The sequence below is a fragment of the Yonghaparkia sp. Soil809 genome (assembly GCF_001429705.1).
GTDB lineage: Bacteria > Actinomycetota > Actinomycetes > Actinomycetales > Microbacteriaceae > Microcella.
This window is the reverse complement of sequence record NZ_LMSV01000001.1, coordinates 1128764-1153986: the sequence shown is the minus strand read 5'-3', so window position 1 is coordinate 1153986 and position 25223 is coordinate 1128764. Positions and strand designations below refer to the sequence as shown.

The following is a 25223-nucleotide window of genomic DNA, read 5'->3' as shown; positions in this document are numbered from 1 at the left end:
GCCGCGTGAACGCGCGACGACGCCGAGGTGAGCAGGGGGTGCCAGGATCATGGCATGCGCCGGATGCCCGGCCGCCCACCCCGTCCCCAGCCCCGGAGGTCCCATGCTCACGGTCGTGCTCGGCCTTGCCGGCGCTCTCGTCTACGGCGCGGCCGACTTCGTCGGGGGGCTCGCCGCGCGCCGCATCTCGGCGCTGCGGGTCACCGCGCTCGGCGCCGTATCGGGCGTCGTGCTCCTCATCGCGGGCGCGCTCGTCATCCCCGGCCGCTGGTCGGCCGAGGCGCTGCTGTGGGGCGGCATCTCCGGCCTGACCGGCGCCGTCGCGATCGCGCTGCTCTACGCGTGCCTCGCGATCGGTCCGATGAGCATCCTCTCGCCCCTGACGGCCGTGACCTCCGCGATCGTGCCGCTCACCTGGGGTCTCGCCACCGGGTCCGAGCTCGGTGCGCTCGCCTACCCCGCCTTCGCGCTCGCACTCGTGGCGGTCGTGCTCGTGGGCGTCGTACCGGGCGAGGGCGCCGTGCGTCCGACCGCGCGCGGCCTGATCATGGCGACGATCTCGGGCACGCTCATCGGCGCCTTCTACATCCTCATGGAGCAGACGCCCGTCGACAGCGGCCTCGTGCCCCTCATCGCCAACCGCGCCGTCAACGCGACGCTCATGGTGACGGTCATCGTGCTCCTCGCGATCGTCGCGGGGCAGAAGGGCATGGCGGCGGATGCCCGGCTCGCCGTGCTCGACGGAGCCCACGGCGCCCCGCACGCCCTCACCGCGCCGCGCGGCCCCGGCGACGCGGTGCGCGCGAGCGCGGCCGCCCTCCGGCGAGGGTGGCGCGGCGGCATCGTGCTCGGCCTGCTGTGCGGCGTCCTCGACGCGGGGGCGAACGTCATCGCGCTCGTGGGCCTGCGGCTGGGCGACCTGGAGGTCGTGTCGGTGCTCACCGCGCTGTACCCCGCCGGCACGATCCTGCTCGCGGCGCTCGTGCTGCGCGAGCGCATCGCGCGGCTGCAGTGGGTCGGGCTCGTGCTCGCTCTCGCGGCGAGCGCGATGCTCGCGGTGTCCTGAGCAGAGCATCCGCCCTCGAGGTCGCGTGCGGACGCGAACGGCCCGGCACCCCCTGAGGGGCCCGGGCCGTCGTGGCGAGGGTGCGGCTAGAGGGCCGCGAGCTCGTCGAGCAGACGGTCGCCCGCGCGCACCTCGTCGGTGCTCGCGACGATCTCGGCGCGGTCGAGGAGCTCCTCGAAGCGGCGGCGGCGCGGGCGCGTGATGAGCGTGACGACCGTGCCGACCTTGCCCGCGCGGCCCGTGCGGCCCGAGCGGTGCAGGTACGTCTTGTACTCGTCGGGCGCGTCGGCCTGGATGACGAGTGAGATGTCGTCGACGTGGATGCCGCGCGCGGCGACATCGGTCGCGACGAGCACGTTCACGCGACCGCTCGTGAGCTTGTCGAGGTTGCGCTGACGGTTGCGCTGGTTGAGGTCTCCGTGGAGGCTCGTCGCCGGAATGCCGGCGTCGTCGAGCTGCTCGGCGAGCTCCTCGGCGAACGCGCGCGTGCGGGCGAAGACGAGAGTCTTGCCGGCGCCCGAGGCGAGCTGCTCGATGACCGCGCGCTTGTCGCGCTGCTCGACGAGGAGCACCTTGTGGTCGATCGTCGAGGACTGCTGGTCCTCGCCGGCGACCTCGTAGACCGAGGGGTCGTGGAGGAACTCGGTGACGAGGTTCGCGACGCCCGAGTCGAGGGTCGCCGAGAACAGCAGCTTCTGGCCGCCGTCGGCGGTCTCGCGGAGGATGCGCTGCACGGGTTCGAGGAAGCCGAGCTCGCACATGTGGTCGGCCTCGTCGAGCACCGTGATGACGACCTCGCTCAGGTCGAGGCGGCCCTGCTGGATGAGGTCCTCGATGCGGCCGGGCGTGCCGATGATGATGTCGACGCCGCGCTGGAGGGCGCCGACCTGACGGCCCTGGGGAACACCGCCGTAGATCTGCGTCGTGAACAGGCCCACGCTGCGGGCGATGGGCTGGACGGTCGCGTCGATCTGCAGGGCGAGCTCGCGCGTCGGGGCGAGGATGAGCGCCCGCGGGTTGCGGCCGGGCTGACGACGACGGCCGCCGCCGTTCTCCATGAGCCGCTCGACGAGGGGCGCGCCGAACGCGATCGTCTTGCCGGAGCCCGTGCGACCGCGGCCGAGGACGTCGCGGCCGGCGAGCACGTCGGGGATCGTCGCCGCCTGGATCGGGAACGGGCTGTGGGCGCCGAGCTCGGCGAGGGTGCGGGCGATGTTGTCGCCGAGACCGAGGTCGCGGAAGGTCACGCCCTCGACGTCGGTCGCGAGCACGGCGTCGGCCGTGAGGCGCGCGAGCACGACGTCGTCCTGCGGCCCGGTGTGCTGGGCGCGGGTCGGATAGAACTCGGAATCGCGGCGGGCCGGGCGCTCGTCGCGGTCGAACTCGCGGCGGGCCGGGCGCTCGTCGCGGTCGAAGNGAGCGCACCGGACGCGCATCGNCGAGCGAAGCGGTCGTTCGAGCGCACCGGACGCGCATCGCGAGCGAAGCGGTCGTTCGAGCGCGCGGGACGAGCGTCGCGATCGAACTCGCGGCGCGCCGGGCGCGCATCGCGGTCGAACGAGCGCGCGCCGCGATCGGCGTCGCGCGCCGGGCGCGCCGTGCTCTCGGCGCCGCGGGGCCGCCACTCGGGCCGGTGAGCCGTGCGGCCCGTGCCCGTGCGGTCGACGTGCACGTCACGGCTGGGGCGACCCGTGCGGGCGCCGGTGCCGCGGCCGACGGTGCCGCTGCGCGGAGTCGAGCGGTCGAAGCGGTCGACGCGGTCGTTCGAGCGGGCCGGACGCGCATCCCGGTCGAAGCGGTCGGCCGAGCGCGCGGGACGCGCATCCCGGTCGAAGCGATCGTTCGAGCGCGCGGGGCGCTCGTCGCGGTCGACGGGGCGCGAGCGCTCGGGAGCGTGGCCGCGGTCGACGCGCTCGTCACGCGACCAGCGCGCCTTCTTGACCGGGGCATCCGCATCATCGGGGCGGTGGCCGCGGTGCTTGGGGCTGCGGGAACCGGCCGGAGCGGCGGTCGAGCGGGCAGGGGCGTGGGCGCGCGAGGGGCGGCCCTTGTTGTTCTGGGGCATGGTGCTTTCCGGGGTAGAGCAAGAAGCAGCGTCGACGCGACGGCGTCGTTCCCGGGCACTCATCGACCGGGCCGATACATCCTGAAATGGTGTATTCCGCGCCTTCTGGCGGGGAAACCGGCCCGGGAGACGCACACAATGGCACGCGGATCGCTCCGCGCCGTCTCCCAACCGACCCTTCAGCGTACCCGACGGGCTGGCTTAAGCCCAGGCCGCCCAGCGCTTACCCTGGTGACCACTGTGCCAGCCCGAGCCCTGCCCGCCTCCGCCGCGCGCGCGATCATCGCTGCGGCGGCCGTCGGCGCGCTCGCGGTCGGACTGCTCGCGGGCTGCGGCGCGACCGAGCAGGAGGCCGCGCGCGAGCAGGCGATCGCCGCGGCGGCGCCCGAGAGCGCGGTCTTCCCGCTGTCGGCGCAGCCCGAGGCGGAGATCACCGAGGACGTTCCGATCGCGAACTTCGGCGCGGGCGACGGCGTGAGCGTCGACGTGTGCCGGCCGGCGGACGGCGGCGCGACCGGCGGCGCCTCGACCGACGAGGCGCGCCCGGCGGTGCTCGCCGTCCACGGCGGCAGCTGGGCGCGCGGCGACAAGGCGCACCCGACGTGGCGCACGATCTGCCAGTGGCTCGCGAGCTCGGGCTTCGTCGGCGTCTCGGTCAACTACCGCCTCGCCCCGGCTCACCCCTACCCGGCCGCCGCCGACGACCTCACCGCCGCGATCGCGTGGGCGCAGGACGCGTCGACCGCGGCCGAGCACGGCATCGACCCCGAGTCGATCGCCCTCCTCGGCGGCAGCGCGGGCGGCAACCTCGTGTCGCTCGTCGGCCTGCGCAGCGCGAGCTCCGATCGCATCGACGCGGTGGATGCCGTGGTCACCCTCTCGGCCCCGCTCGACCTGACGGTCGGCTCGGCCGCCAATCCCGTCTTCGAGCAGTCGATGCTCGACTACCTCGGCTGCGCCGATCGTGCCGAGTGCCCGGCCGCGATCGAGGCCTCGCCGCAGTTCGCGATCGCGCCGGGCGGCCCCGACTTCCTCGTCGTGCACGGAACGGAGGAGGAGCTGATCCCGGTCGGGCAGGCGACGCCGTTCGCGCTCGCGCTGCGCGAGGCGGGCATCCGCGTCGAGCTGGACCTCATCGAGTCGTCCGCGCACTCGGTGGGCCTCCTCGACGACGCGCTCGCCGAGCGCATCGCGTCCTTCCTGCGCGAGCGCCTCCAGCCGGCCGCGGCCCTCGCGCTCGAGGAGCCCGGAGCCGAGGAGCCCGCGCCGTGAGCCTCGCCGTCGCCGCGGAGGACCCGCGGCAGGCCGACGTCGAGCGCCTTCTGCGCGACGGCGAGGCCTACGCCCTCAGCCTGTACCCCGCCGACAGCTGCTACCTGATGTCGGTGGACGAGCTCGCGGGCGACGAGGTGACCGTCATCGTCGCCCGCGCCGAGGGCCGAGCCGTCGGCATGGCCGCCCTCGTCGACCGCGGCGACGGATCGGCCGAGCTCAAGAGGCTCTTCGTCGACGAGCGGGGCCGCGGCCGCGGTGTCGCCACGGCGATCATGGATGCCCTGGAGCACGCCGCGCGCGAGCGCGGGGTGCGCATCCTGCAGCTGGAGACCGGGCCGAAGCAGCTCGCGGCCATCGCGCTGTACGAGCGGCGCGGCTACGCCGTCATCGACGCGTTCGGGCCGTACGTCGGCGACGCGTTCAGCGTCTGCATGGAGAAGGATCTCTCGGCTCCTAGCACCTGAGCGGCGGCTGTGCCACCGATTGTCGGCGCTCGCTCGACCGGCGTACCGTGGCCGTCGCGCGAGATCAAGGGGCGATACCGCGTCCTCCCCGCCGCGAGCGGACGAGGGTCATCGAACGACTGCCGACGATGTCTCAGGGTCGATCATGCTGATTGCGAAACTGCACGTGAATCTCACCTCCTACGTACTGGACGAGAGCGTCGCCCTCGCCGAGCTCGCTCGCGACATCGAGAGCGCGGCCCGCTCCGGGGGCGCCTTCGTCCCCGTCCGCACCTGCGACGGCGTCGAGCGCTCGGTGCTCATCACTCCATCGGTGGTCGTCGAGATCGAACCGCTCGAGATGGCGGATGACGCCCACGCCGAGACCGCCGTCGAGCCCTCGGCCGTCACCGAGATCGGGACCGGCGACTGGGAGACCCACTCGGGCGAGCTGTCGACCTTCAGCGGACTCGAGCGATACGAGGCGCGGAGCCCGAGCTACTTCAGCTGGTGACCTCGGCCGCGTGGGCCCCTCGGTGCGCGCGCTTCTCCTCGCGGCGCTCCTTGGCTCCCTCGACGAGGTAGTAGAGCGCGGGCAGCACGACCAGCGTCAGCAGCGTCGACGACACGAGGCCGCCGATCACGATGATGGCGAGCGGCTGCGAGATGAACCCGCCCGAGCCGGTCAGGCCGAGGCCGAGCGGCAGGAGCGCGAAGATCGTCGCCGCGGCCGTCATGAGGATGGGGCGCAGTCGCCGCGAGGAGCCCTCGATGACCGCCTCCCGGGCTCGCATCCCCCGCTCGCGGTACTGATTGACGAGGTCGACGAGCACGATCGCGTTCGTCACGACGATGCCGATGAGCATGAGCACGCCGATGAGCGAGGGCACCCCGAGCGGGATGTCGGCGATGAGCTGCAGCGCGATCGCGCCGGTCGCGGCGAAGGGGATCGAGATGAGCAGCAGGAGCGGCTGGCGCAGCGACTTGAAGGTCGCGACCATGACGACGTAGACGATGAGGATCGCGGCGAGCAGCGCGAGCCCGAGCTGGCTGAACGCGTCGGCCTGCTGCGAGGTGACGCCGCCGAGCGAGGCGCTCGCGCTGTCGGGCAGCTCGAGCTCGTCGATCGCGGCCTGCACGACGGCCGAGGCCGACCCGACGTCGTCGGTGCCGGGCGTGATCGTGATCGTCGCGCTGCGGGTTCCGCGGATCGTGGTGATCGACGCCGGCCCGTCCTCCTGCTCGACGGTCGCGAGCTCGCTGAGCGGCACCGGCCCCGCCGCTGTCGGGATGGGGAAGTCGCGGAGCTCCTGGACGGTGGTCGGGGCATCCGGATTCGGGATGTAGATCGACAGGCTTCGCTCATCGATGACGACCGATCCGACCGAGGCCGGGAACATCGCGGCGGTCACGATGCCGCCGACCGCCACCTCGCTCAGGCCCAGCTCGGCGGCGCGGGCGCGGTCGACCTGGATCGCGAGGTAGGGCTGGGTGTCGGAGAGGTTGCTGCGCGCCTCAGCGGTCACGTCGAGGTCGCGGACCTCGTCGAGGACGGTCTGCGCGGCCGCCTCGAGGTCGTCCTGGCCCGCGGCGGTGATGTCGACCTCGATGTCGGAGGAGGCGAACCCGCCGCCCGCCGCCTGCACGCTCAGCTCGCCGACGCCGTCGAGGCCCTCGACCGCGTCGCGCACGTCCGCCTGCAGCTGCGTCTGGTCGACGTCGGGGTCGGTCGTGATCGAGTAGGTGATGTCGCTGCCGCCGCCGAACACGGCGCGGATCGACGCGCCGTCGGAGCCGATCGACGCCTGCACCGTCTCGATGCCATCGATGTCGGCGAGCGCGTCCTCCACGGTCGTCGCCGCCGCGTCGAGCGCGTCGAGGCTCGCGCCGTTGTCGAGCGACTGCGTCACCGTGAGCGTGTTCTGACCCGAGTCGCCGATGAAGTTGGTCTTGAGGTTCGTGGCGAGCGCACCCGTGCCGCCGAGCACGAGCACGGCGAGCAGGAGCGTCGCGACCGGTCGACGGAGCGTCCAGCGGATCACCGGCAGGTAGCCGCGCTGGAGGCGGGTCGGGCGGGCGGATTCCTCCTCGATGGAGGCGGGCCGGGCATCCGCCCCCTCGGCGACCGCCGTGATGTCCTTCGGCGCCCGCAGGAACCAGTACGAGAGCACCGGCACGATCGTGAGCGAGACGAACAGGGAGGCGGCGAGCGCGATCGCGGTCGTGAGGGCGAAGGGGCGGAACAGCTCGCCCGTGATGTCGCCGACGAGCGCGAGAGGCAGGAAGACGGCGATCGTGGTGACGGTGGATGCCGTGATCGCCGTCGCGACCTCCTTGACGCCGACGAGGATGGCGGTCTTCTTGTCCTCGCCGAGGCCGAGGTGCCTCTTGATGTTCTCGACGACCACGATCGAGTCGTCGACGACGCGGCCGATCGAGATCGTGAGCGCGCCGAGCGTGAGGATGTTGAGCGTGTACCCCGACGCCTGCATGCCGATGAAGGTCAGCAGCACGGAGGTCGGGATCGAGATGGCGGTCACGAGCGTCGAGCGGATCGACAGCAGGAAGACGAGGATCACGATCACGGCGAAGAACAGCCCGAGCAGGCCCTCGGTCGCGAGCGACTCGATCGACTTCTCGATGAACGGCGCCTGGTCGAAGACGATCGTGAACTCGGTGCCGTTCCCGATCGACTCGGCGATGGCCGGGAGCGCGGCCTGCACGGCGCGCGAGACGTCGACGGTGTTGCCCGCGGGGGTCTTCGTGACGCCGAGGGTCAGGGCGTCCTCGCCGTTGACGCGGCTGTAGCTCGTGACCGGGTCGCTCACGATCGCCACGTCGGCGACGTCGTCGATCGTCGTGATCGCGCCGTCGGCGGTCGGCTCGGCGCCTGGGAGGGGGAGTGCGGCGAGCTCGTCGGCGCTCTCGATGCGCACGCCGGACAGGACGGCGAGGGTGCGGTCGTCCTCGGTGATCGTGCCGGCGGGGAGGAGGACTCCGTTCGCGTCGAGCGCGTCGGTGATGTCGGCGTTCGTGAGTCCGCGCGCGGCGAGGGCCGCGGCATCCGGCGTGATCGTCACGCGGTCGCCCACGGCGCCCTGGACCGACACCTCGCGCACGCCTTCGAGGTCGGTGAGGTCGGTCACGGCCTGCTCCTCGAGCGCGTCGGCGAGGGCGCCGGGCTCGAGATCGCTCGTGACGGCGATCTGGAGGACGGGAAAGTCGTCGATCGAGCCGGTCAGCACCTGCGGCTCGACGTCGGCGGGCAGGTCGAGCCGGTTCACGGCGAGCTGAACGCGCTGCTCGGCGCGCGCGATGTCGGTGCCGAACGCGAACTGCGCCGAGACGACCGAGAAGCCGGTGCTCGAGGTCGCATTGGAGGCCTCGAGCCCGGCGACGCCCTGGATGGCGGTCTCGATCGGGGTCGAGACGTCCTGCTCGACGATCGCGGGGGCCGCGCCCTGGTACTGCGTGAGGACGATGACCTGCGGGAAGCTGACGGAGGGGATGAGCTCCTGCTTGAGGCTCGTCAGCGCGATCCCGCCGAAGAGGCCGACGACGATGGTGACGAGCGCGATGAGGGCTCGGTTGCGAAGGCTGAACACCGACAGCAGATGCACGGAGGACTCCGGTCAGGAAGGATTCGCCGACGTCGGCGCGGGGTGTGAACGCTGGCCAGCATCCCAGCGTTCGCTGTGCGTTCGCAAAGCGAGGGATGCACGAGGCCCTCGAATGTGACCGATCGGTCAGGACGCCCGCGGGGCGTTGGGGCGCTGCGTGCATGACGTCGCGCGTCGCCCCGAGTTGTCCGACTGGCGACTTCACGATGGACTGAGCGCATGACCATCGCGCGCGCCGGCTCGACGCGCACCGCCGTCCGCCGCTGGGCGCAGCTGCTGCTCGGGCTGTTCCTGTACGGCACCGCGGTCGCGCTGATGATCCGCGCCGAGATCGGGCTCGACCCCTGGACGGTCTTCGCGCAGGGCATCGAGGTGCAGACGGGCTGGTCGATCGGCGTCGTGGTCGTGCTCATCGGCCTCGGCGTGCTGCTGCTGTGGATCCCCCTCCGGCAGCGACCCGGAATCGGGACGGTGCTCAACGTCCTGCTCATCGGCCCCGTCATGGACCTCGCTCTGCTCGTCGTGCGGACTCCCGAGCCGCTGTGGGCGCGCATCCTCCTCTTCGCGGGCGGGCTCCTGCTGCTGGCGATCGCGACGGGCCTCTACATCGGGGCGCGCTTCGGCCCCGGCCCGCGCGACGGGCTCATGACCGGAGCCCATGCGCGCTTCGGCTGGGCGATCTGGAAGGTTCGGACGGGCGTCGAGCTCACCGTGCTCGGCATCGGCTGGCTGCTCGGCGGCACCGTCGGGTTCGGCACCGTCGCGTTCGCGCTCCTCATCGGGCCCATGGTCGGGCAGACGCTCCCGCGGCTGCGCGTGCCCGAGGCCGTCGACTCCGCCGGCGCGGGGACGGCCCCGGGCGCGACCGACGCCGACACCGACGAGGCGCCGACGGGCGGCTAGAGCTCGCGCTCGGCGTAGATGCGCATCGCGTCGCGCACGAACTCCGCGCCCTCCAGCCCGCCGTAGTGCTCGGCGAAGCGCGGGTCGGCGACGTACATGTCGCCGAGCCCGAGGTAGGCGTCAGTGCCCGGAGGGGTGCCGCCCCACCCGGCGCGCACCCATGCCCAGTGCCGGGCGGTGAGAGCCTGCACCTCGTCGGCGTCGGGGGCGAGGGCGGATGCGCGGGCATCCGCGAAGCCCTGCTGGATGGCGGCGGCCTCCGCCTGGAAGGCGGCGCGGCCGTCGTCCCCGAGCTCGCGCCACCAGCGGTCGCTGCGGGCGTAGGCGTCGGCGCCCCAGCGCTGCTCGACCTCCTCGCGGTAGCGCGTGTGGTCGAAGCCGTCGAGCGATTCGTCGGGCATGAGCGGTTCCTCTCTCTCGAGCTTCGCGATCGTCGTCATGACGCTCGCGATCTGGCGGTCGATGCGCTCGCGCTCGCGGCGCAGCCATTGCAGGTGCGTCGCGAGAGCGCGGGCGTCGTCGTCGTCACCGGCGAGCACGTCGGCGATCGCCGGGAGGCCGAGGCCGAGCTCGCGCAGCAGCAGGATGCGCTGCAGGCGCGTGAGCGCGGCCTCGTCGTAGTAGCGGTAGCCGTTCGCCGCGCGGCCCGCCGGGGCGAGCAGACCAAGCTGCTCGTAGTGGCGCAGCGTTCGGCTCGTCGTGCCGGCGAGGCGGGCGATGCGCTGGATCGACCAGGTCATGCTCCGACGGTAGAGGTTGACGTCGCGTCAAGGTCAAGGGTTGTCGCGAAGAATCGCTTGCGCCGCGATCGAAACGCGATATATCGTGATCGCGACAGACGCGATATATCGCGATTCGCGCATCCGCAGAAGGAGCATGCCATGGCGCAGGAGACCTGGATCGTCACCGAACCGACCGTCATCGACCTCGAGGGCATCCGCCGGCTCAAGGTGAGCCTCATCGCCGGGCAGGTCGACATCGTCGCCCACGACGAGCCCGGCGCGCGCGTCGAGGTGCACGGCGTCAGCGGGCGCGACCTCAAGATCTCGGTCGAGGGCGGAACGCTCATCGTCGACCACCCGCAGCTGCGATGGGAGAACTGGCTCGACACGTTCCGCGCATTCCGCGGGCGGGCGCGGGCCGAGGTCTCCATCCTCGTGCCGCGGACGACCGCCCTCACCTTCGGCGTCGTCACCGCCAACGCGCTCATCAGCGGACTGCACGACGACGCGAGCATCAGCACCGTGAGCGGCGACATCGTCGTCGACGGCGTCGTCGGCGACCTCCAGCTGCAGAACGTCAGCGGCGAGATCGCCGTGCGCGGGCACCACGGCGACGTCACCGCCCACACCGTCAGCGGCGACGTGACCGTGAGCGGCGAAGTGTTCCGCTTCTCGTGCGACGGGGTCTCGGGCGCCGTGCTGCTCGACCTGTACGGCCGCCCCGACCGCATCGTCAACAAGAGCGTGAGCGGCGACCTCACCGTGCGCCTCGACGCCGGCGCCCCCGCGCAGTACACCGTCAACACCGTCGTCGGCTCGCTGCAGCTCGACGACACGCAGATCACCGGCGTCAAGGGGCAGTACTCGAGCCGCTACGGCGAGCTCGCCGGCTCGTTCACCGAGGTGCGCGCGAGCAGCGTCTCCGGCGACGTCTCGGTCGTGCACACCGAGCGCGCCTCCGCGGACGCCTCGTGACGCCCGCCGTCTTCGGCCACGGGCACCTGCGCCTCTACCTCCTGCACGTGCTCGCCGAGCGGCCGATGCACGGGTACGAGATCATCCAGGCGCTCTCCGACCGCTTCGGCGGCACCTACGTGCCCTCGGCCGGGACCGTCTACCCTCGGCTCGGCAAGCTCGAGGCCGACGGGCTCGTCTCGCGGCTCGCCGACGGCAGGCGCACGATCTACTCGCTCACCCCGGAGGGGCGCGCCGAGCTCGCCGCCCGGTCGGCCGAGCTGGACGACATCGAGGCGGGGGTCGGCGACTCGGTGCGCCGGCTCGCGGACGAGGTGCGGGCATCCGTCGGCGAGGCGATGACGTCGCTGCGGGCGGAGCTCGCCGCGGCGACGCGCGAGGCCCGCGACGAGGCGCGCGCGACCGGCCGCCGGGTCGACGAGGCCGTCAGCGTCGTGCGGGGCGAAGGGCGCGAGCGGCTGCACCGGGCCGAGTCGGCGATCGCGAGCGCGCGGCTCGACCTGCGCACCGAGCTGCGCCGCGCCGCGGGCGACGACCGGCTGAGCGAGGAGGTCGTGTCGCTCGTCGAGCAGCGGCTGCGCGATCTGACCGACGAGGTGCGGGCGGCGCTGCGGCGGTAGGCATGTCGGCTAGTCCGACGGCGCGGGGCCGCGCAGGGCCGTGCGCCCCGGCGCTAGGTTGAGGGCGTGGGCCAGGGTTCGGGCGAGGGCGGAGCGACGACGGCGTCGACCGCGCGCCTTCCACGATCGCCGGCCGGAGCGCTGAGCCCCGCCGTTCTCGGGGCCGTCGCGGCGGGCGGCGCGCTCGGCACGCTCCTGCGGGCGGCGCTGGATGCGGCCATGCCCAACGCCGCCACGGGTTTCGCCGCGAGCACGCTCCTCGTCAACGTGATCGGGGCCGCCGGGCTCGGGGTGCTCGTCGGCTGGGCGTCGCCGCGCGTCCCCGGATGGGCCCGCGCGGGGCTCGGCGCCGGCCTGCTCGGATCGTTCACCACGTACTCCGCCTTCGCGGTGTCGGTCGTCCTGCTGGCCGAGGGCGGTCGTCTCCCGGGGGCCGTCATGAGCGTCGCGCTCACCCTGGTGCTCGGGCTCGGCGCCGCCGTCGCCGGGCACGTCATCGGCGAGCGGCTCGCGCGCGGACCCCGGGGCGCGGCCGACCCCTGGCCGGAGGTCGACGAGTGATCGGGGCGATGCCGGCTCTCGCCGTGCTCGCTCTCGCGGGGGCGGGCGCGGTCGGAGCCCTGCTGCGCTACCTCGTGGGAGTCGCGCTGCCCGCGCGCCGCGCGCTGCCGTGGGGCGTCCTCCTCGTCAACCTCGTCGGGTCGTTCGTCGCGGGGATCGGCGTCGCCGCGGTCGACGACCCCGTGCTGCGGCTCGCGATCGTCACCGGGTTCTGCGGCGGGCTCACGACCTTCTCGACGCACGCGGTCGACACCGTGCGGCTCGCGCTTGGCGAGATCGGGGTCGACGGCGCGCACGGTCGGGCGGCCGCGGCGCGCTGGACGGTCGCGGCCGCGAACGTCGTGCTGACGCTCGTGCTCGCGCTCGCCGCCGTGCTCGCCGGCGCCGCTGCGGGCGCGTCGCTGCTCGGCGGCTGAGGGTGCCTAGCCCTTCTCGGCGCCCGCCGTCGTGTTCATGATCCGGCGCTGGAAGATGAAGAACAGCACGGCGACCGGGATGGTCATGAGCACCGCCGCCGCGAGCTGAAGCGGGTACTGGTTGCCGGAGCCCAGCTGGCCGGAGACGAGCGAGGCGACACCGGTCGTGAGCGTGTTCAGCTCGGGGCTCTGCCGCGACACGATGAAGTGGCCGAGCTCGTTCCACGACCCCTGGAACGACAGGATGAAGAGCGTCACGAGCGCCGGCCGCGCCATCGGCAGGACGATCGTCCAGAACACCCGGAAGGTGCTCGCGCCGTCGATGCGCGCCGCCTCTTCGATGCTCACCGGGATCGAGTCGAAGAACTGCTTCATGATGAACACGCCCGCGGCCGTCGACAGCAGCGGGATGATCATGCCGCCGTAGGTGTCGTAGAGCCCGAGCTGCTGCAGGATCAGGAAGCGCGGGATGAGCAGGACGACGCCCGGCACCGACAGGATCGCGATGAAGGCGACGAACACCGCGGTGCGCCCGCGGAACTGCAGCCGCGAGAGCGCGTACCCGGCGAGGGAGTCGAAGAACACGCGGCCCACGGTCACGACGACCGAGACGAGCAGCGTGTTGCCCGCCCAGAGCGGGAAGGGCACGTCGCCGAAGAGCCGCTCGTACGCGGCGAAGGTGATCGTGTCGGGGATGAGCGACAGCGCGTTCTGCGTCGCCTCCGCGTCGGTCTTGAACGATGCCGATATCGAGATCAGGAACGGGTAGATGTAGATGAGCGCGAGCCCGATGAGGATCAGGTAGCCGAGCAGCATGTTCGCCCGGGCGCGGCCGCCGATCTGCTTCTTCCGCCGGAAGGAGCGTTCAGGGGTGCGGATGCTCGTCCCGCCCGTCCCGCCGGTGGCAGGTGTCACGGCCGCGGTCATCGGAGCCCCCCGGAGGTCGAGTCGTTCGCGGCGATCTTCTCGGTCGCCGCCACCCGGTTGCGCTTCCGCGGCGTCCGCTCCGTGAGCACCCAGCGCTGCACGAGGGTGAGCAGGATGATGAAGAGGAAGAGGATGAACGCGATCGCGGCTCCCTGGCCCCACTGCAGGTCGACGAACGAGCTGCGGTAGGCGAGGAAGGCGGGGGTGGAGATCGTGCCGCCGGCGCTGCCGCCGCCGATGACGTAGATCTGGTCGAAGACCTGCCAGGAGCCGATGAGCCCGAGGGTCAGGACGGTGAAGAGCGTCGGCCGGAGCATCGGGACGGTCACGGAGAAGAACTTCCGGAACGGGCCGGCCCCGTCCATGAGCGTCGCCTCGTCGATCTCCGATCCGATGCTCTGCAGGGCGGCGAGGAACAGGAGCATGAAGGTGCCCGAGGTCGTGAAGATGGCCAGGATGATGAGCGAGGTCATCGCGACCGAGGGGCCGGCGATCCACTCCCAGCCCGAGATGCCGAGGAAGCCCGGCTCGGCGAGCGCCGCCGGCGGCTGCGTGATCCCGAACGCCGACAGCAGCCCGTGGATGAGCCCGGTGGAGTCGTTGAACCAGTCGGGCCCGCTGATGCCGAGCGCGCCGATCGCGGCGTTGACCGCGCCGGACGCGGTGAAGAGGAACTGGAACACGACGACGATCGCGACCGTGCTCGTGACGGAGGGGAAGTAGAAGGCGGTGCGGAAGAAGCCGCGCCCGCGCAGCGCTGCGCGATTGACCTGCACGGCGAGCAGCAGCGAGATGATCGTCTGCAGCGGCACGACGAGCAGCACGTAGTAGAGGTTGTTGCGCACGGCGGTGCCGAAGTTGCGCTGATCGAGGCCGTCCTCGACCGTGATCGCCGCGTAGTTCTCGAGCCCGACGAAGTTGACGCGCGGGTTGAGCGGCGACTGGAAGCCGTTCCAGTCGCTCATGCTGACCCAGAGCGCGAGCGCGATCGGGATCACCAGGAAGACGGCGGTGATGAGCACGGCGGGGGTGACGAAGAGCCACCCCGCGCGGGCCTCGCCGCGGCGGATTCCTCCGCCGCGACGAGGCCGTGGTGCGGCGTTGACGGCCACGGTGGTTATCCGTTCGCCTCGGCGTAGGCGGCTTCGAGGTTCGCCTGGAGCGGGTCGAGGATGCTCGCGGGCTCCGCGCTCCCGATCGACTCGAGCTGCGTGTTGAAGTCGGCGAATGCCGCGGCGGCGCCCTGGAAGGCGACCGGGCTCTCGGCGTACTCGACTCCGGCGACGAAGGCCGAGTTGTCGGGGAACTGCTCGGCGTAGGCCGCCGCGCCCGACTCGGTCGACGGGATGACGCCGAAGGCCTCGGAGAAGGCGAGCTGCTGCTCGTCGCTCGTCAGGAACTCGATGAGATCCATCGTGGCGTCCTTGGTCTCCGAACCGACCGGCATGCCCCAGCAGTTGCTGAAGGCGTAGGTCGACGGGCCGGCGGGGCCGGCGGGCAGCTCGACCGAGATGAAGCGGCGGTCGGGGAAGTCGTTCGCCATGGCGCCGTTGATCCACGGGCCCTCGATGACCATCGCGGCCTTGCCGAGACCGAAGGCCTCGCCGCCCCAGCCGGCTTCGAGCTCCTGCGGGAACTTCAGCGACCCGGCGTCGATGAGCCCCTGGAGGTACTCGAGACCGGCCTGGTTCTCCTCGCTGTTCGCGGTGATCTCGTCGCCGTCGACGATCTCGCCGCCGGCCTGGTTCATGAACACGCCGACGCGGGCGTACTCGCGGCCCATCGAGAGGCCGACCTGGTCACCCGTGGTGAGGGACTGCGCGACGGAGGCCAGCTGGTCCCAGTCGGTGGGGATGTCGGCGTCGGTCAGACCGGCGGCCTCCCACGCGTCGAGGTTGATCTGCAGACCCAGGGTCGAGAAGTCCTTCGGGGCGCAGTAGAAGTCGCCGTCGTAGCTGAACTGCTCGGCGAGCGCCGGCAGGAAGTCGCCGGCGTTCTCGAGCTCGGAGGCGTACGGCTCGATGAAGCCCTGCGCGGCGTAGGTCTGGAACTGGTCCCACGGCATGTAGAAGATGTCCGGCGGGTTGTTGCCCGAGAAGCCCTGACCCAGCTGCTGCACGAGATCGTTGGCGGCGATCACCTCGACGGTGTTGCCGGTCTCCTCGCCCCACGCGTCGGCCGCGGCCTGGACGGCCGTGGTCTCGGCCTCACCCGACGAGCCGATGAGCATGGTGAGCTCGAGGCCCTCCTCGACCGCGCCGCCCTCGCCGCCTTCCGACCCGGCGGAGCAAGCCGTTAGAGTGACGGCGAGCGCGCCGGCCAGCCCGAGCGCACTCCATTGTGATGTCCTCACGATGATTCCTTTCGATGTGTGATTGCCGGAGCCTCAGGCGCCGGGGTTGCCGTCGAGCGCGAGGTGGCTAGACCTGCGCTCGACGAGTCGAGGCACGAGGAGCCGGTGACCCGGCTCCTCGTCGCTGTCCGGGTTCGGCCGCACGTCGTCGCCGTGCTCGCCGAACAGGAGCGTCAGTGCGGTCGCGACGACCTCGTCGAGCGGCTGCTCGATGCTCGAGAGCCCGACGGCCGCGGCGACCGGGGTGTCGTCGAAGCCGACGATGGGGAGCCCCGCGCGCCCCGCCGCCTGCGCCGCCATCGTCGCGCCGAGGGCGAGCGAGTCGCTCGCGCACACGATCGCGTCCGGCGGCGCCGGCAGCTCCAGCAGGGCGGCGGCCGCCAGGCGGCCCTCGGTCACGCCGTCCTCGGTCGCGATCGCGAGGTTCTCGCGGTCGGCGCCCTCGAGCCCGCACGACTCCTCCCAGCCGGCGCGGCGCTCGTCGCCCGTGCCCGAGGGGCTCGGCCAGCCGATCCACGCGACCCGGTCGGCGCCGTGCGCGCGCAGGTGCTGCACCGCATCCCGGACCCCGGCCCGGCCGTCGACGTCGACCCAGCGGTGATGCGGGTCGGGCGTCTCGGCCCCCCACGGTCGGCCGAACGACACGAAGGGCACGCGGTTCTCGACGAGCCAGGCGATGCGCGAGTCGCCGTGGTCGGTGCCGATGAGCACGAAGGCATCGACGTCGCTGCCGTCGCGCAAGCGGCGGATGTGGGCGAGCTCGTCGGCGTGGCCGTCGGCGGTGAAGATCATGACGCGCAGGTCGCGGGCGTCGGCCTGCTCGGCGAGCTTGTGCACGAAGCGGTCGAGCACGGCGCCGGAGATCCCGTCGCGCAGCGGATCGAGGCGCACGCCGATCGTCGACGACTTGCGGGTGCGCAGGCGCCGGGCGGATGCGTGCGGCCGGTACCCGAGGCGATCGATCGCCTCCTGCACGCGCTGCCGCGTCGTCTCGCGCACGATTCCCGGCGAGTTGATGACGTTCGACACCGTCTGGCGCGAGACCTGGGCGGCCTGGGCGACGTCGTCGACTGTCGGCATCCGTCCCACCCGCGCCTCCTTTGGCCAAGCGTGCTGCGCTGCTCCCCGGCTGTTCCGCCGGGAATTGGATCGTTCATTTTGAACGTTCGAATTCTTCGGTAGTGTGTCCGACACCGACAGCGGTGTCAAGTCCCGACGACGCCGCCCAGCGCCACCGACGGGAAGCTCACAGGACATGACCGCACCGCTCCAGCCCCTCCTCCACGACGCGCTCGCCGTGCTGCGCGCGCCCACGCAGGTCTGGTCGGGCGTCGACGGCTCCATCGGCTCCTCCGCCATCCACGGCGTCTACTTCTCCGACGTCCGCCTCGTCCGCGGCGTCCGCGTCCGCATCGGGGGCGCGGATGCGGAGCCCCTGTCGACCGCGTCGCCGACGGCCGACCGCGCCCTCCTGCACTCCCTGCTCCGGCACCTCGACGACCCGACCCCCGACCCCGGGGTGCGGCTCGAGGTCGATCGCCGCGCGACCGCCGCCGGCTGGAGCGAGCGACTCACGATCGTCAACCGTCGCGACGTCGCGATCGACACCGAGATCGAGATCGAGCTCGACCTCGACGCCCGCTCGCTCGACGAGATCAAGCAGGGCCTCGGCGAGCCGGTCGGGATCGAGCCCGAGCTCGGTGCGGGCGCGGTCACGTGGGAGGGCGAGGGCGTGAGCGCGCGCCTGCTCGCCGAGGGCTTCGAGGTCGAGCGCACGCCGACCGGCGTCCGCCTGCGGTCGGCGCTCGCGGTGCCGGCGCGCGGCTCGGTCGCGCGAGCCATCGGCCTCGAGGCGCACGACAGCATCGGCGTCGTCGGCGGAGCCGCGCAGCCCGTGCCGTGGAGCACGCCCCGCATCGACGCCCCCGACAGCCGATTGACGCGCTGGGTCGAGCGGTCGCTCGCCGACCTCGACTGCCTGCGCATGACGACGGCGCAGCATCCCGATCGCCAGTTCCTGGCCGCGGGAGCCCCCTGGTTCTTCACGCTCTTCGGGCGCGACTCGCTGTGGGCCGCGCGGTTCCTGCTGCCGCTCGGCACCGACCTCGCGCGCGACACCCTGCACGTGCTCGCCGGGCTGCAGGGCACGGCGATCGTCGACGACACCGCCGAGGAGCCGGGCAAGATCATGCACGAGCTGCGCCGCCAGACGCTCGTGATCGACGACGGCACCTCGCTGCCTCCGCTCTACTACGGCACCGTCGACGCGACCGCGCTGTGGGTGTGCCTGCTGCACGACGCCTGGCGCTGGGGCATGGCCGACGACGAGGTGCGGGCGCTGCTGCCCGCCCTGCGCGGCGCCCTCGCGTGGATGCGCGACCACGGCGACGCCGACGGCGACGGCCTGCTCGAGTACGTCGACCGATCGGGGCACGGGCTCGCCAACCAGGGGTGGAAGGACTCCGGCGACAGCGTGCAGTGGCGCGACGGCTCGCTCGCCGAGGGGCCGATCGCCCTGTGCGAGGTGCAGGCGTACGCGTACGAGGCGGCCGTGCACGGGGCCGAGCTGCTCGAGACGTTCGGGGCCGGCGACGGCGCCGATGCCGACCCTGCGACGGAGGCCGCCGACTGGCGCGCGTGGGCCGAGCGGCTCAAGACGCGCTTCCACGAGAGCTTCTGGATCGACGACCCCGCCGGCGCGTATCCCGCGATCGCGCTCGATGCCGCCAAGCGGACGGTCGACACCGTCACCTCCAACCTCGGGCACCTCCTCGGCACGGGGCTGCTCGATGCCGAGCAGTCCGATCTCGTCGCCCGCCGACTCGGATCCCCCGCCATGAGCTCGGGCTTCGGCCTGCGAACGATGTCGACCGAGTCGAGCGGCTACTGGCCGCTGAGCTACCACGGCGGCTCGGTCTGGACCCACGACACCGCGATCGCCGTGCTCGGCCTCGCCCGCGACGGGCACGACGCCGTCGCCGCTGAGCTCATCGACGGGCTGCTGGCCGCCGCCGAGGGATTCGACTACCGCGTGCCCGAGCTCCACAGCGGAGACGCGCGCGCCGAGGTCGGCGCGCCCGTCCCGTACCCCGCCGCGTGCCGCCCGCAGGCCTGGTCGGCCGCGTCGGCCGTCGCCGTCCTGTCGGCGGCGCTGCGCCTGAGCCCGGATGCCCGTGGCGGCGCGATCGCGCACGCCCCGCTCCCCGGCTTCGAGGGTCTGCGCGTCGCGGGCCTGCGTCTCGGCGCGGCCGCCCACGACATCGGCTGAGCCCCACCCGAGCGGGGCATCCCCGCCCGACCGCCCGTCCGCCTCACTCGCTGAGCATGAGCGGGGTTGATGAGGGTGAGCGCCATCGATGCGTCGCATCGTCATCAGACCCGCGCTTTCTCGCGCAGGCACGCCCGCCGACCCCGCGCCTCACGCCCGCCCTGTCCGCCTTAATGCGGACTGTGAGAGCGCTCTCACGCTCCGTACTCTGAGACGGCCGACCAACGAGGGCCGGCAGCTGAACGAGCGGAGAGCATCCCCATGTCCCCCACCTCGAGACCGTCGTCGAGACGCGCCATCGCCGCTCTCGCCGCCGCGGCCGTCGTCCTCCCCCTCGCGGTCGCGGCCGCTCCGGCAGCCGCCGCCGAGACCGTGTCCGTCATCGCCGACTTCGAGTCGGGCGCTCCGGCCGGCTTCTTCGGCTACGGGTCAGCCGGTTTCGGGCTCGTCGAGGTCGCCCCGGGCACGCCCGAGGCGAAGCCCGGCCAGACCGAGCCCTCAACCGTCGTCTCCTACGGGTGGGACGTCACCGCACCGGGCTCGTTCGGCGGCATCGGCGAGAACTTCTCCGGAGCCCGCGACCTGAGCGCCTTCGACGGCGTCCGCTTCCTGCTCAACGGGTCCGGCAACGGCAGCGCCCTGCAGTTCGAGCTCTTCGACGGCGGCGCGAACTCCGACTCCTCCGAGCGCTTCGACGCGACGATCGTCGACGACGTCGCCGGGTGGCGCGTCGTCGACCTCCCGTGGTCGGCCTTCGCGCGCGCGACCGACTTCCAGCCCGGTGGCGCCCCGAACGACGGACTCACTCTGAGCACCGTGTGGGGCTACGCCATCCCTGCCGTGAACGGTGCAAACACCGTCCGCGTCGACGACATCGTCGCGTACGCCGACGAGGCGCTCGCTCCGACGGCCTCGATCTCGCCGGCCGCTCTCGGCGTGATCGAGGGCCGCACCGCGAGCCTGGAGGTGCGTCTGACCGTCGCGCCGACCGAGACCGTCACGGTCGACGTCACCACGGCGGCCGGCACCGCGAGCGCCGACGACTTCACCGCGGTCACCACGACCCTCGAGTTCGCCGCCGGCGTCACGAGCCGCACCGTCGAGATCCCCACGACCGACGACGCGATCGAGGAGGGCGACGAGACCTTCGCCGTGAGCCTCGGAGCACCCTCGGGCGTGCTGCTCGGCTCGGCGACGAGCTCGACCGTGAGCATCCTCGATGATGATCGCGCGGTCGTGGGCCCGCCCACCGGCCGCACCCTGCTCGTCGACGACCACGAGGCTCCGCTGACGACCGGCGCCGACGGCGACGTGCCGCTCGGCTGGTTCGCCGCGCAGGACCCGTCGAGCTCGGTCTCCTTCCAGGCGACGGATGCGCCTCCCGCGCCCGTCCCCGGCGCCGCGGGCGACAACACCGTGCTGCAGGCCGTCGCGAGCGTCGTCTCGTTCGGCGTCGTCGTGCGCAACTTCGCGAACGAGACGGCCGACGAGTGGGTCACGCAGGACTGGTCGAGCTACGAGGGAATCGGGTTCTGGATGCTCGGCACCGGCTCGGGAACGGACCTGTTCTTCGACCTCCTCGACAACCGCAACCCCGGCTCGACCCGCGACGACGCCGAGCGCTACGTCGCGAGCTTCGAGGACGACTTCGTGGGCTGGAGGTTCCTGACCTTCGACTTCGCGGACTTCACGCGCAAGGAGATCGGCAACGGCGCCCCCGCCGACGGGCTGACCCTCACCGAGATGCACGGCTACGCCTTCGGCGTGCTGCGCACCGCGGGCGCGCAGACCTTCCACTACGACGACGTCACTCTCTACGGCGAGGCCGCTCCCATCCCGCTCCAGGTCTCGTTCGACCGCGCGGGCTACGAGGTCGCCGAGGGCGACGACGCCGTCACGACGGTGCGGCTCAACCGCGTCGCCGCGACCGACGTCACCGTCGCCTGGTCGGCGTTCTCGACGAGCGCCCGCACGCGCACCGAGGATCTGCCGGCGACCGACGGCGAGGACTTCACCTCGGCGAGCGGAACCGTGACGATCCCCGCGGGCGAGCGCGAGGTCGCGATCTCGGTGGAGACCCTGCAGAACGCCAAGTTCGAGGTCGACGAGACGTTCGTCGTCGCGCTGTCGAACCCGGTCGGGGCTGAGTTCGGCATCGTCCGCACGGCCGCGGTGAGCATTCAGGACGACGACGAGAAGGTCGAGGGTCTCGTGGACGACGTCGAGTCGTTCCCGTGGCTCATCGACACCGCGCGCGGCACGAGCATCCAGACGCGCGACGGCGGCGGCTACCAGGGCGCCGATGTCGACGAGACGATCCTCGACATCTCCTTCCGCGGCAACGGCGGCATCACCCGCCCGATCGAGGGCGGCCAGGACTGGTCGACCGCCGACGGCCTCTCGTTCTGGGTCGACAGCGCGAAGGCCAACCAGCGCATCACGGTCGGGATCGCCGACAACGGCGCGCCGGACACCGGCCCGGACAGCTGGGTCCCGGTGTGGAGCGACGAGTTCGACGGCGCCGCGGGCGAGCCCGCCGACCCCGACAACTGGACGTACGAGACCGGCGGCTGGGGCTGGGGCAACGACGAGCTGCAGTACTACACCGACTCGACCGACAACGCGTCGCTCGACGGCGACGGCAACCTCGTGATCACCGTCGAGGAGATCGACCCCGCCACCACCGACCTCGAGTGCTGGTACGGCCCGTGCGAGTACACCTCGGCTCGCCTCATCAGCGAGAACAAGCAGGAGTTCGAGTACGGCCGCATCGAGTCGCGCGTCAAGGTGCCGCAGGGCAGCGGCATCTGGCCCGCGGTCTGGACGCTCGGCAACGACTTCCGCGAGGTCGGCTGGCCCCAGACGGGTGAGATCGACGTCATGGAGTTCGTCGGTCGACTGCCGAACGAGATCTTCGGCACGATCCATGGGCCCGGCTACTCGGGCGGCCAGTCGTTCGGCGGCATCTACGACTTCGGCACCCCCGTGTACGACGACTGGCACACCTTCTCGGTGGAGTGGACGCCCGAGCGCATCGACTGGTTCGTCGACGGCATCCAGTACCACTCGGCGACGCCGGCCGACATCGCCCCGAACGAGTGGGTGTTCGACCACCCGTTCACGCTGCTGACGAACGTCGCGGTCGGCGGCAACTTCGGCGGGGCGCTCGGGGATGACCTCGAGTTCCCGCAGTCGCTGACGGTCGACTACATCCGGGTGTTCCAGGCCCCTGGCACGGCCGAGCGGTTCACGGCCGACGTCATGGTGAAGGGCACGGGCTGGCAGAAGGTGACGGTGCCGTTCGAGGAGTTCCGCCGAGCGGCCAGGCAGCCCGCCGGCGCCCCGAACGACGGGCTCACCCTCACCGACGTGCAGGGCTACAGCCTCGGGCTGAAGGGCAACGGGTCGATCAGCATCGATCGCGTGATGGTCGAGTAGCGCGACCCCTCAGGGATGCGGAGCGGGGCGGCCGTCGGGTCGCCCCGCTTCCGCGTTCCGCGGCGGATGCGGGGACTCGCGCGAGGGGGCAGGCGCAGAAGCGCGCTCGGTTCGTCGGTGCGGCATGCGCAACTCAGGAGGACGGACGGCAGCGCTCCCCGATTCCCGCCACGGGGCGCTCGTGGGGCCGAAGAGTTCCTGAGTTGCGCATGGCGCACGAGCAGGTGTCGGGCGCACTGCCGCGGGCGGATGCCCGCCGTCAGTCGCCGTCGGAGCCGTGCGCGCCGCTCGCGGGGCCGCCGTCGCCGTCGGCGCCCGGCGCGTCCGCGTCCACATCGGTCGGCGTCGGATGCCCGCCGTCGTCGTCCCCGCCCGTCCAGGCGTCGCGCCCTCCGCTCAGCCCCTCCGCCTCCTGCTGCGCGCGGCGCTGGGCGAGTGCGTCGCGCGTGGGCTTGCGAAGCGCGCGGAAGAACAGCACGCCGATGACGAGGATGATCACGGCCATCACGATCGGCGTCACGATCAGCACGAGCCAGAGCAGGTCGATGTCCACGGCTCCACCCTGGCAGGTGCGGGCGCGGATCGCGCGCTGCCGCGGGGCCCGGAGGAGGGAAGCTACAGCCAGAGCGCGAGCAGGAACCCGCCGTACGCGGCGAGCGCCGCCCAGGCGGCGAGGTCGAGCGCGCGCCGCGGCGCGCGCGCCGCCCAGAGCGCGGCGGTCGCGGCGAGCAGCACCCAGCACAGCGAGTGCCCGAACCGCAGCAGCCAGGACGTGACGCCGGTCGACGACTCCGCCTTCCCGGGGACGACGACGAGCCACAGTGCGGCGAGGCCGAGGGCGATCGCGATCGCCGCGAGGCCGACCGGTCGGCGGTGCCGCTCGAGCCAGACGGAGCGTCGCGTGCGGGCGGGGCGGGAGGTCTCGGTCACGCGCCCAGCCAAGCGGAGGGGCTAGGGCGGGCGCATCCACCGATCGGTCGAATCGGACGACCGACGATCGGCGGGCGATCGGCCCGCGCGCGCCGGCCCGGGCTCAGCGACCCATGCGGCTGAGCGTCGCGACCACCTGCCGGGCGATGTTCCGTCCGGCCCGCGCGGCGCCGATCGTCGAGGCCGAGGGGCCGTAACCGGCGAAGAAGATGCGCGGGTCGCGCTCGGAGTGGTGGCTCGCGACGGTGACGCCGCCCTCGCGCTCGCGCAGCCGCAGCGGGGCGAGGTGGCGCAGCTCAGGGCGGAATCCCGTCGCCCAGATGATCGCCGAGGCGGGGCTGAACGAGCCGTCCTCCCAGCGCACGCCGTCGGGCTCGATGCGCTGGATGACGCCGCGCGAGCTGAGCACCCCGCGGTCGAGCGCGGCCTGGATGCGTCGGGTGCGCGGCACGCCCGTCCCCGAGACGATGGAGGGGAGCGCACGTCCCGCCCTCGCGGCCTCGTCCTGCATCGCGACGGCGGCCACGGCATCCTCGAGATTGAGGCTCGGGCCGTCGATGAACTGCGGGTCGCGGCGCGTCGACCAGGCGATCGACCGGGCGACGTTCTCGAGCTCGATGATGAAGCCGATCGCGCTCGTGCCGCCGCCGACGACCACGACGTCCTGGTCGGCGAACTCGCTCGCCGCGGCGTAGTCGGCGGTGTGCACGTGGCGGCCCGCGAACTCGCGCAGTCCGGGGTACCACGGCACGAACGGCGAGCCCCACGTGCCGGTCGCGTTGACGATCGTGGAGCCGAGCAGCTCGAGGTCGCCGCCCTCGGTGCTGATCTCGACGAGCAGGGGCCCGCCGGTGTCGGTGACGCGTGTGACGGTCGCGGGGCGCACGACCTTGAAGTCGTAGTGCTCCTCGTACTGGCGGTAGTAGTCCATGACGACCTCGCGCGCGGGGATGTCGCGGTCGGCCGTGCCGAAGCTCAGGCCGAGCTCGTCCATGCCGGGCAGGTCGTTGACGCGGTGGGCCGACCCGAGCCGGAGCGAGGCCCAGCGGTGCTGCCACGCGCCGCCCGTATGCGGGCCGCGGTCGAGGAGCACGAACTCCTCGCCGGCCTCGAGCCCGAGCCTCTGCAGGTAGTACGCGGCCGAGAGCCCGGCCTGCCCGGCGCCGATCACCACGCACTTCGTCGCGAGGGCGGATTCGGTCACGCGTAGAGGCTAGTCGTTCGCTCCGAGCGCAGGCCCGCGAGCGACTCTCGCGAAGGGGCCTGCATGGTAGACTCAGCCCCAGTTTTTGTACCGTCCCGATTCGGCGTTCCCGGGATTTCCGACAATCCTGATCCGACAATCTGAGTCGACACACTTGTGAGGGGGTCACGCATGGGGCGCGGTCGTCAGAAGGCGAAGCACACCAAGGTGGCGCGCGAGCTGAAGTACTTCACTCCCGACACCAACCTCAGCGCGCTCGAGCGCGAGCTCGCGGCCAAGGCTGCGGCGGAGGACGAGTACGTCGACAAGTGGGCCGACGACGAGGACGACGAGGACGACGCCTACGGCGTCCCCAGCGAGGCCCCGCGCACCGCGTAGGCCCCGCGCACGATCTCGAGCCCGTCCCCGCGAGGGGGCGGGCTTCGTGCATGCTCGGG

At 72.4% G+C, this 25223-nt stretch carries 21 protein-coding genes and 1 pseudogene; 12 read left to right on the top strand and 10 right to left on the bottom strand.

Annotation, left to right across the window (positions count from 1 at the left end; translation table 11 throughout):
* Positions 1–103 precede the first annotated feature (103 nt).
* Positions 104–1066: an EamA family transporter gene (locus ASG83_RS05605; RefSeq protein WP_055857956.1), complete on the top strand. Its 963-nt coding sequence runs from the start codon at positions 104–106 to the stop codon at positions 1064–1066.
* 86 nt (positions 1067–1152) lie between these two features.
* Here ASG83_RS05605 and ASG83_RS12890 read toward each other — a convergent pair.
* Positions 1153–2482, bottom strand: a pseudogene (locus ASG83_RS12890) (DEAD/DEAH box helicase); the annotation flags it as partial.
* A gap of 880 nt (positions 2483–3362) precedes the next feature.
* Here ASG83_RS12890 and ASG83_RS05590 point away from each other — a divergent pair.
* From ASG83_RS05590 to ASG83_RS05580, 3 genes are all read left to right on the top strand, one after another.
* Positions 3363–4403 (top strand): alpha/beta hydrolase, encoded by a 1041-nt coding sequence (locus ASG83_RS05590; protein ID WP_235460036.1) that lies wholly within the window; start codon positions 3363–3365, stop codon positions 4401–4403.
* The gene (locus ASG83_RS05585) at positions 4400–4870 is read left to right on the top strand and encodes a GNAT family N-acetyltransferase (RefSeq protein ID WP_055857948.1); all 471 of its coding nucleotides are present in this window, start codon (positions 4400–4402) and stop codon (positions 4868–4870) included. The genes ASG83_RS05590 and ASG83_RS05585 overlap by 4 nt, the downstream gene beginning before the upstream one ends.
* 145 nt (positions 4871–5015) lie before the next feature.
* Positions 5016–5363, top strand: a complete 348-nt coding sequence (locus ASG83_RS05580) for a hypothetical protein (protein WP_055857946.1) — start codon at positions 5016–5018, stop codon at positions 5361–5363.
* On the opposite strand, the gene ASG83_RS05575 is transcribed toward ASG83_RS05580, so the two are convergent.
* The gene (locus ASG83_RS05575; protein ID WP_055857945.1) at positions 5353–8469 is read right to left on the bottom strand and encodes an efflux RND transporter permease subunit; all 3117 of its coding nucleotides are present in this window, start codon (positions 8467–8469) and stop codon (positions 5353–5355) included. The genes ASG83_RS05580 and ASG83_RS05575 overlap by 11 nt on opposite strands.
* A 219-nt stretch (positions 8470–8688) precedes the next feature.
* Between ASG83_RS05575 and ASG83_RS05570 the strand changes: the two genes are divergently transcribed.
* Positions 8689–9372, top strand: coding sequence for a YitT family protein (locus ASG83_RS05570; protein WP_055857942.1), 684 nt, complete (start codon positions 8689–8691; stop codon positions 9370–9372).
* Here ASG83_RS05570 and ASG83_RS05565 read toward each other — a convergent pair.
* Positions 9369–10112 carry a MerR family transcriptional regulator gene (locus ASG83_RS05565; RefSeq protein ID WP_055857939.1) on the bottom strand — a complete coding sequence of 248 codons (744 nt, stop codon included), beginning with the start codon at positions 10110–10112 and terminating at the stop codon, positions 9369–9371. The two genes, ASG83_RS05570 and ASG83_RS05565, sit on opposite strands and share 4 nt — an antisense overlap.
* A 141-nt stretch (positions 10113–10253) precedes the next feature.
* On the opposite strand from ASG83_RS05565, the gene ASG83_RS05560 reads away from it, so the two are divergent.
* The 4 genes from ASG83_RS05560 to ASG83_RS05545 all read left to right on the top strand — a co-directional run bounded on the left by ASG83_RS05560 (position 10254) and on the right by ASG83_RS05545 (position 12666).
* Positions 10254–11069: a DUF4097 family beta strand repeat-containing protein gene (locus tag ASG83_RS05560; protein ID WP_055857938.1), complete on the top strand. Its 816-nt coding sequence runs from the start codon at positions 10254–10256 to the stop codon at positions 11067–11069.
* The gene (locus ASG83_RS05555; RefSeq protein WP_055857936.1) at positions 11066–11689 is read left to right on the top strand and encodes a helix-turn-helix transcriptional regulator; all 624 of its coding nucleotides are present in this window, start codon (positions 11066–11068) and stop codon (positions 11687–11689) included. Before ASG83_RS05560 ends, ASG83_RS05555 begins: the two co-directional genes overlap by 4 nt.
* 66 nt (positions 11690–11755) lie before the next feature.
* Positions 11756–12250: a CrcB family protein gene (locus tag ASG83_RS05550; RefSeq protein WP_235451363.1), complete on the top strand. Its 495-nt coding sequence runs from the start codon at positions 11756–11758 to the stop codon at positions 12248–12250.
* An 8-nt stretch (positions 12251–12258) separates the two neighbouring features.
* Positions 12259–12666 (top strand): CrcB family protein, encoded by a 408-nt coding sequence (locus ASG83_RS05545; RefSeq protein ID WP_082599148.1) that lies wholly within the window; start codon positions 12259–12261, stop codon positions 12664–12666.
* A gap of 6 nt (positions 12667–12672) precedes the next feature.
* On the opposite strand, the gene ASG83_RS05540 is transcribed toward ASG83_RS05545, so the two are convergent.
* From ASG83_RS05540 to ASG83_RS05525, 4 genes are read right to left on the bottom strand one after another with little or no spacing between them, the layout of a single operon-like run.
* Positions 12673–13593, bottom strand: a complete 921-nt coding sequence (locus ASG83_RS05540) for a carbohydrate ABC transporter permease (RefSeq protein WP_055857934.1) — start codon at positions 13591–13593, stop codon at positions 12673–12675.
* Positions 13590–14705, bottom strand: a complete 1116-nt coding sequence (locus ASG83_RS05535) for a carbohydrate ABC transporter permease (protein WP_055857932.1) — start codon at positions 14703–14705, stop codon at positions 13590–13592. The genes ASG83_RS05540 and ASG83_RS05535 overlap by 4 nt, the downstream gene beginning before the upstream one ends.
* Before the next feature lie 5 nt (positions 14706–14710).
* On the bottom strand, positions 14711–15946 hold the full coding sequence (locus ASG83_RS05530) for an extracellular solute-binding protein (protein WP_082599099.1): 1236 nt from the start codon (positions 15944–15946) through the stop codon (positions 14711–14713).
* Positions 15947–15979: 33 nt separating this feature from the next.
* Positions 15980–17026 carry a LacI family DNA-binding transcriptional regulator gene (locus ASG83_RS05525; protein WP_235451364.1) on the bottom strand — a complete coding sequence of 349 codons (1047 nt, stop codon included), beginning with the start codon at positions 17024–17026 and terminating at the stop codon, positions 15980–15982.
* 175 nt (positions 17027–17201) lie between these two features.
* Here ASG83_RS05525 and ASG83_RS05520 point away from each other — a divergent pair, with 175 nt between their 5' ends.
* A complete protein-coding gene (locus ASG83_RS05520; RefSeq protein ID WP_055857926.1) occupies positions 17202–19214 on the top strand; it encodes a glycogen debranching N-terminal domain-containing protein in 2013 nt (670 codons plus the stop codon).
* Between the two features lie 261 nt (positions 19215–19475).
* Complete coding sequence (locus ASG83_RS12425; RefSeq protein ID WP_082599098.1) at positions 19476–22652, top strand: carbohydrate binding domain-containing protein; 3177 nt, start codon at positions 19476–19478, stop codon at positions 22650–22652.
* Between the two features lie 259 nt (positions 22653–22911).
* Here the strand turns inward: ASG83_RS12425 and ASG83_RS05510 are convergent, their stop codons facing one another.
* The 3 genes from ASG83_RS05510 to ASG83_RS05500 form a co-directional block, all read right to left on the bottom strand.
* Entirely contained in the window at positions 22912–23205 is a 294-nt protein-coding gene (locus ASG83_RS05510) for a hypothetical protein (protein ID WP_055857924.1), read from the bottom strand.
* Between the two features lie 62 nt (positions 23206–23267).
* On the bottom strand, positions 23268–23582 hold the full coding sequence (locus ASG83_RS05505; RefSeq protein ID WP_055857923.1) for a hypothetical protein: 315 nt from the start codon (positions 23580–23582) through the stop codon (positions 23268–23270).
* A gap of 103 nt (positions 23583–23685) precedes the next feature.
* Complete coding sequence (locus ASG83_RS05500; protein WP_055857921.1) at positions 23686–24786, bottom strand: NAD(P)-binding domain-containing protein; 1101 nt, start codon at positions 24784–24786, stop codon at positions 23686–23688.
* Between the two features lie 171 nt (positions 24787–24957).
* On the opposite strand from ASG83_RS05500, the gene ASG83_RS05495 reads away from it, so the two are divergent.
* Positions 24958–25164 carry a DUF3073 domain-containing protein gene (locus tag ASG83_RS05495; RefSeq protein ID WP_055857919.1) on the top strand — a complete coding sequence of 69 codons (207 nt, stop codon included), beginning with the start codon at positions 24958–24960 and terminating at the stop codon, positions 25162–25164.
* Positions 25165–25223 lie beyond the last annotated feature (59 nt).

Excerpts from the sequence above, each read along its gene's own strand:
- ASG83_RS05605 (WP_055857956.1), top strand. The coding sequence starts at position 104 with ATGCTCACGGTCGTGCTCGGCCTTGCCGGCGCTCTCGTCTACGGCGCG.
- ASG83_RS05580 (WP_055857946.1), top strand. The coding sequence starts at position 5,016 with ATGCTGATTGCGAAACTGCACGTGAATCTCACCTCCTACGTACTGGAC.
- ASG83_RS05570 (WP_055857942.1), top strand. The coding sequence starts at position 8,689 with ATGACCATCGCGCGCGCCGGCTCGACGCGCACCGCCGTCCGCCGCTGG.
- ASG83_RS05565 (WP_055857939.1), bottom strand. The coding sequence starts at position 10,112 with ATGACCTGGTCGATCCAGCGCATCGCCCGCCTCGCCGGCACGACGAGC.
- ASG83_RS05560 (WP_055857938.1), top strand. The coding sequence starts at position 10,254 with ATGGCGCAGGAGACCTGGATCGTCACCGAACCGACCGTCATCGACCTC.
- ASG83_RS05545 (WP_082599148.1), top strand. The coding sequence starts at position 12,259 with ATGCCGGCTCTCGCCGTGCTCGCTCTCGCGGGGGCGGGCGCGGTCGGA.
- ASG83_RS05540 (WP_055857934.1), bottom strand. The coding sequence starts at position 13,593 with ATGACCGCGGCCGTGACACCTGCCACCGGCGGGACGGGCGGGACGAGC.
- ASG83_RS05525 (WP_235451364.1), bottom strand. The coding sequence starts at position 17,026 with ATGCCGACAGTCGACGACGTCGCCCAGGCCGCCCAGGTCTCGCGCCAG.
- ASG83_RS05520 (WP_055857926.1), top strand. The coding sequence starts at position 17,202 with ATGACCGCACCGCTCCAGCCCCTCCTCCACGACGCGCTCGCCGTGCTG.
- ASG83_RS12425 (WP_082599098.1), top strand. The coding sequence starts at position 19,476 with ATGTCCCCCACCTCGAGACCGTCGTCGAGACGCGCCATCGCCGCTCTC.
- ASG83_RS05495 (WP_055857919.1), top strand. The coding sequence starts at position 24,958 with ATGGGGCGCGGTCGTCAGAAGGCGAAGCACACCAAGGTGGCGCGCGAG.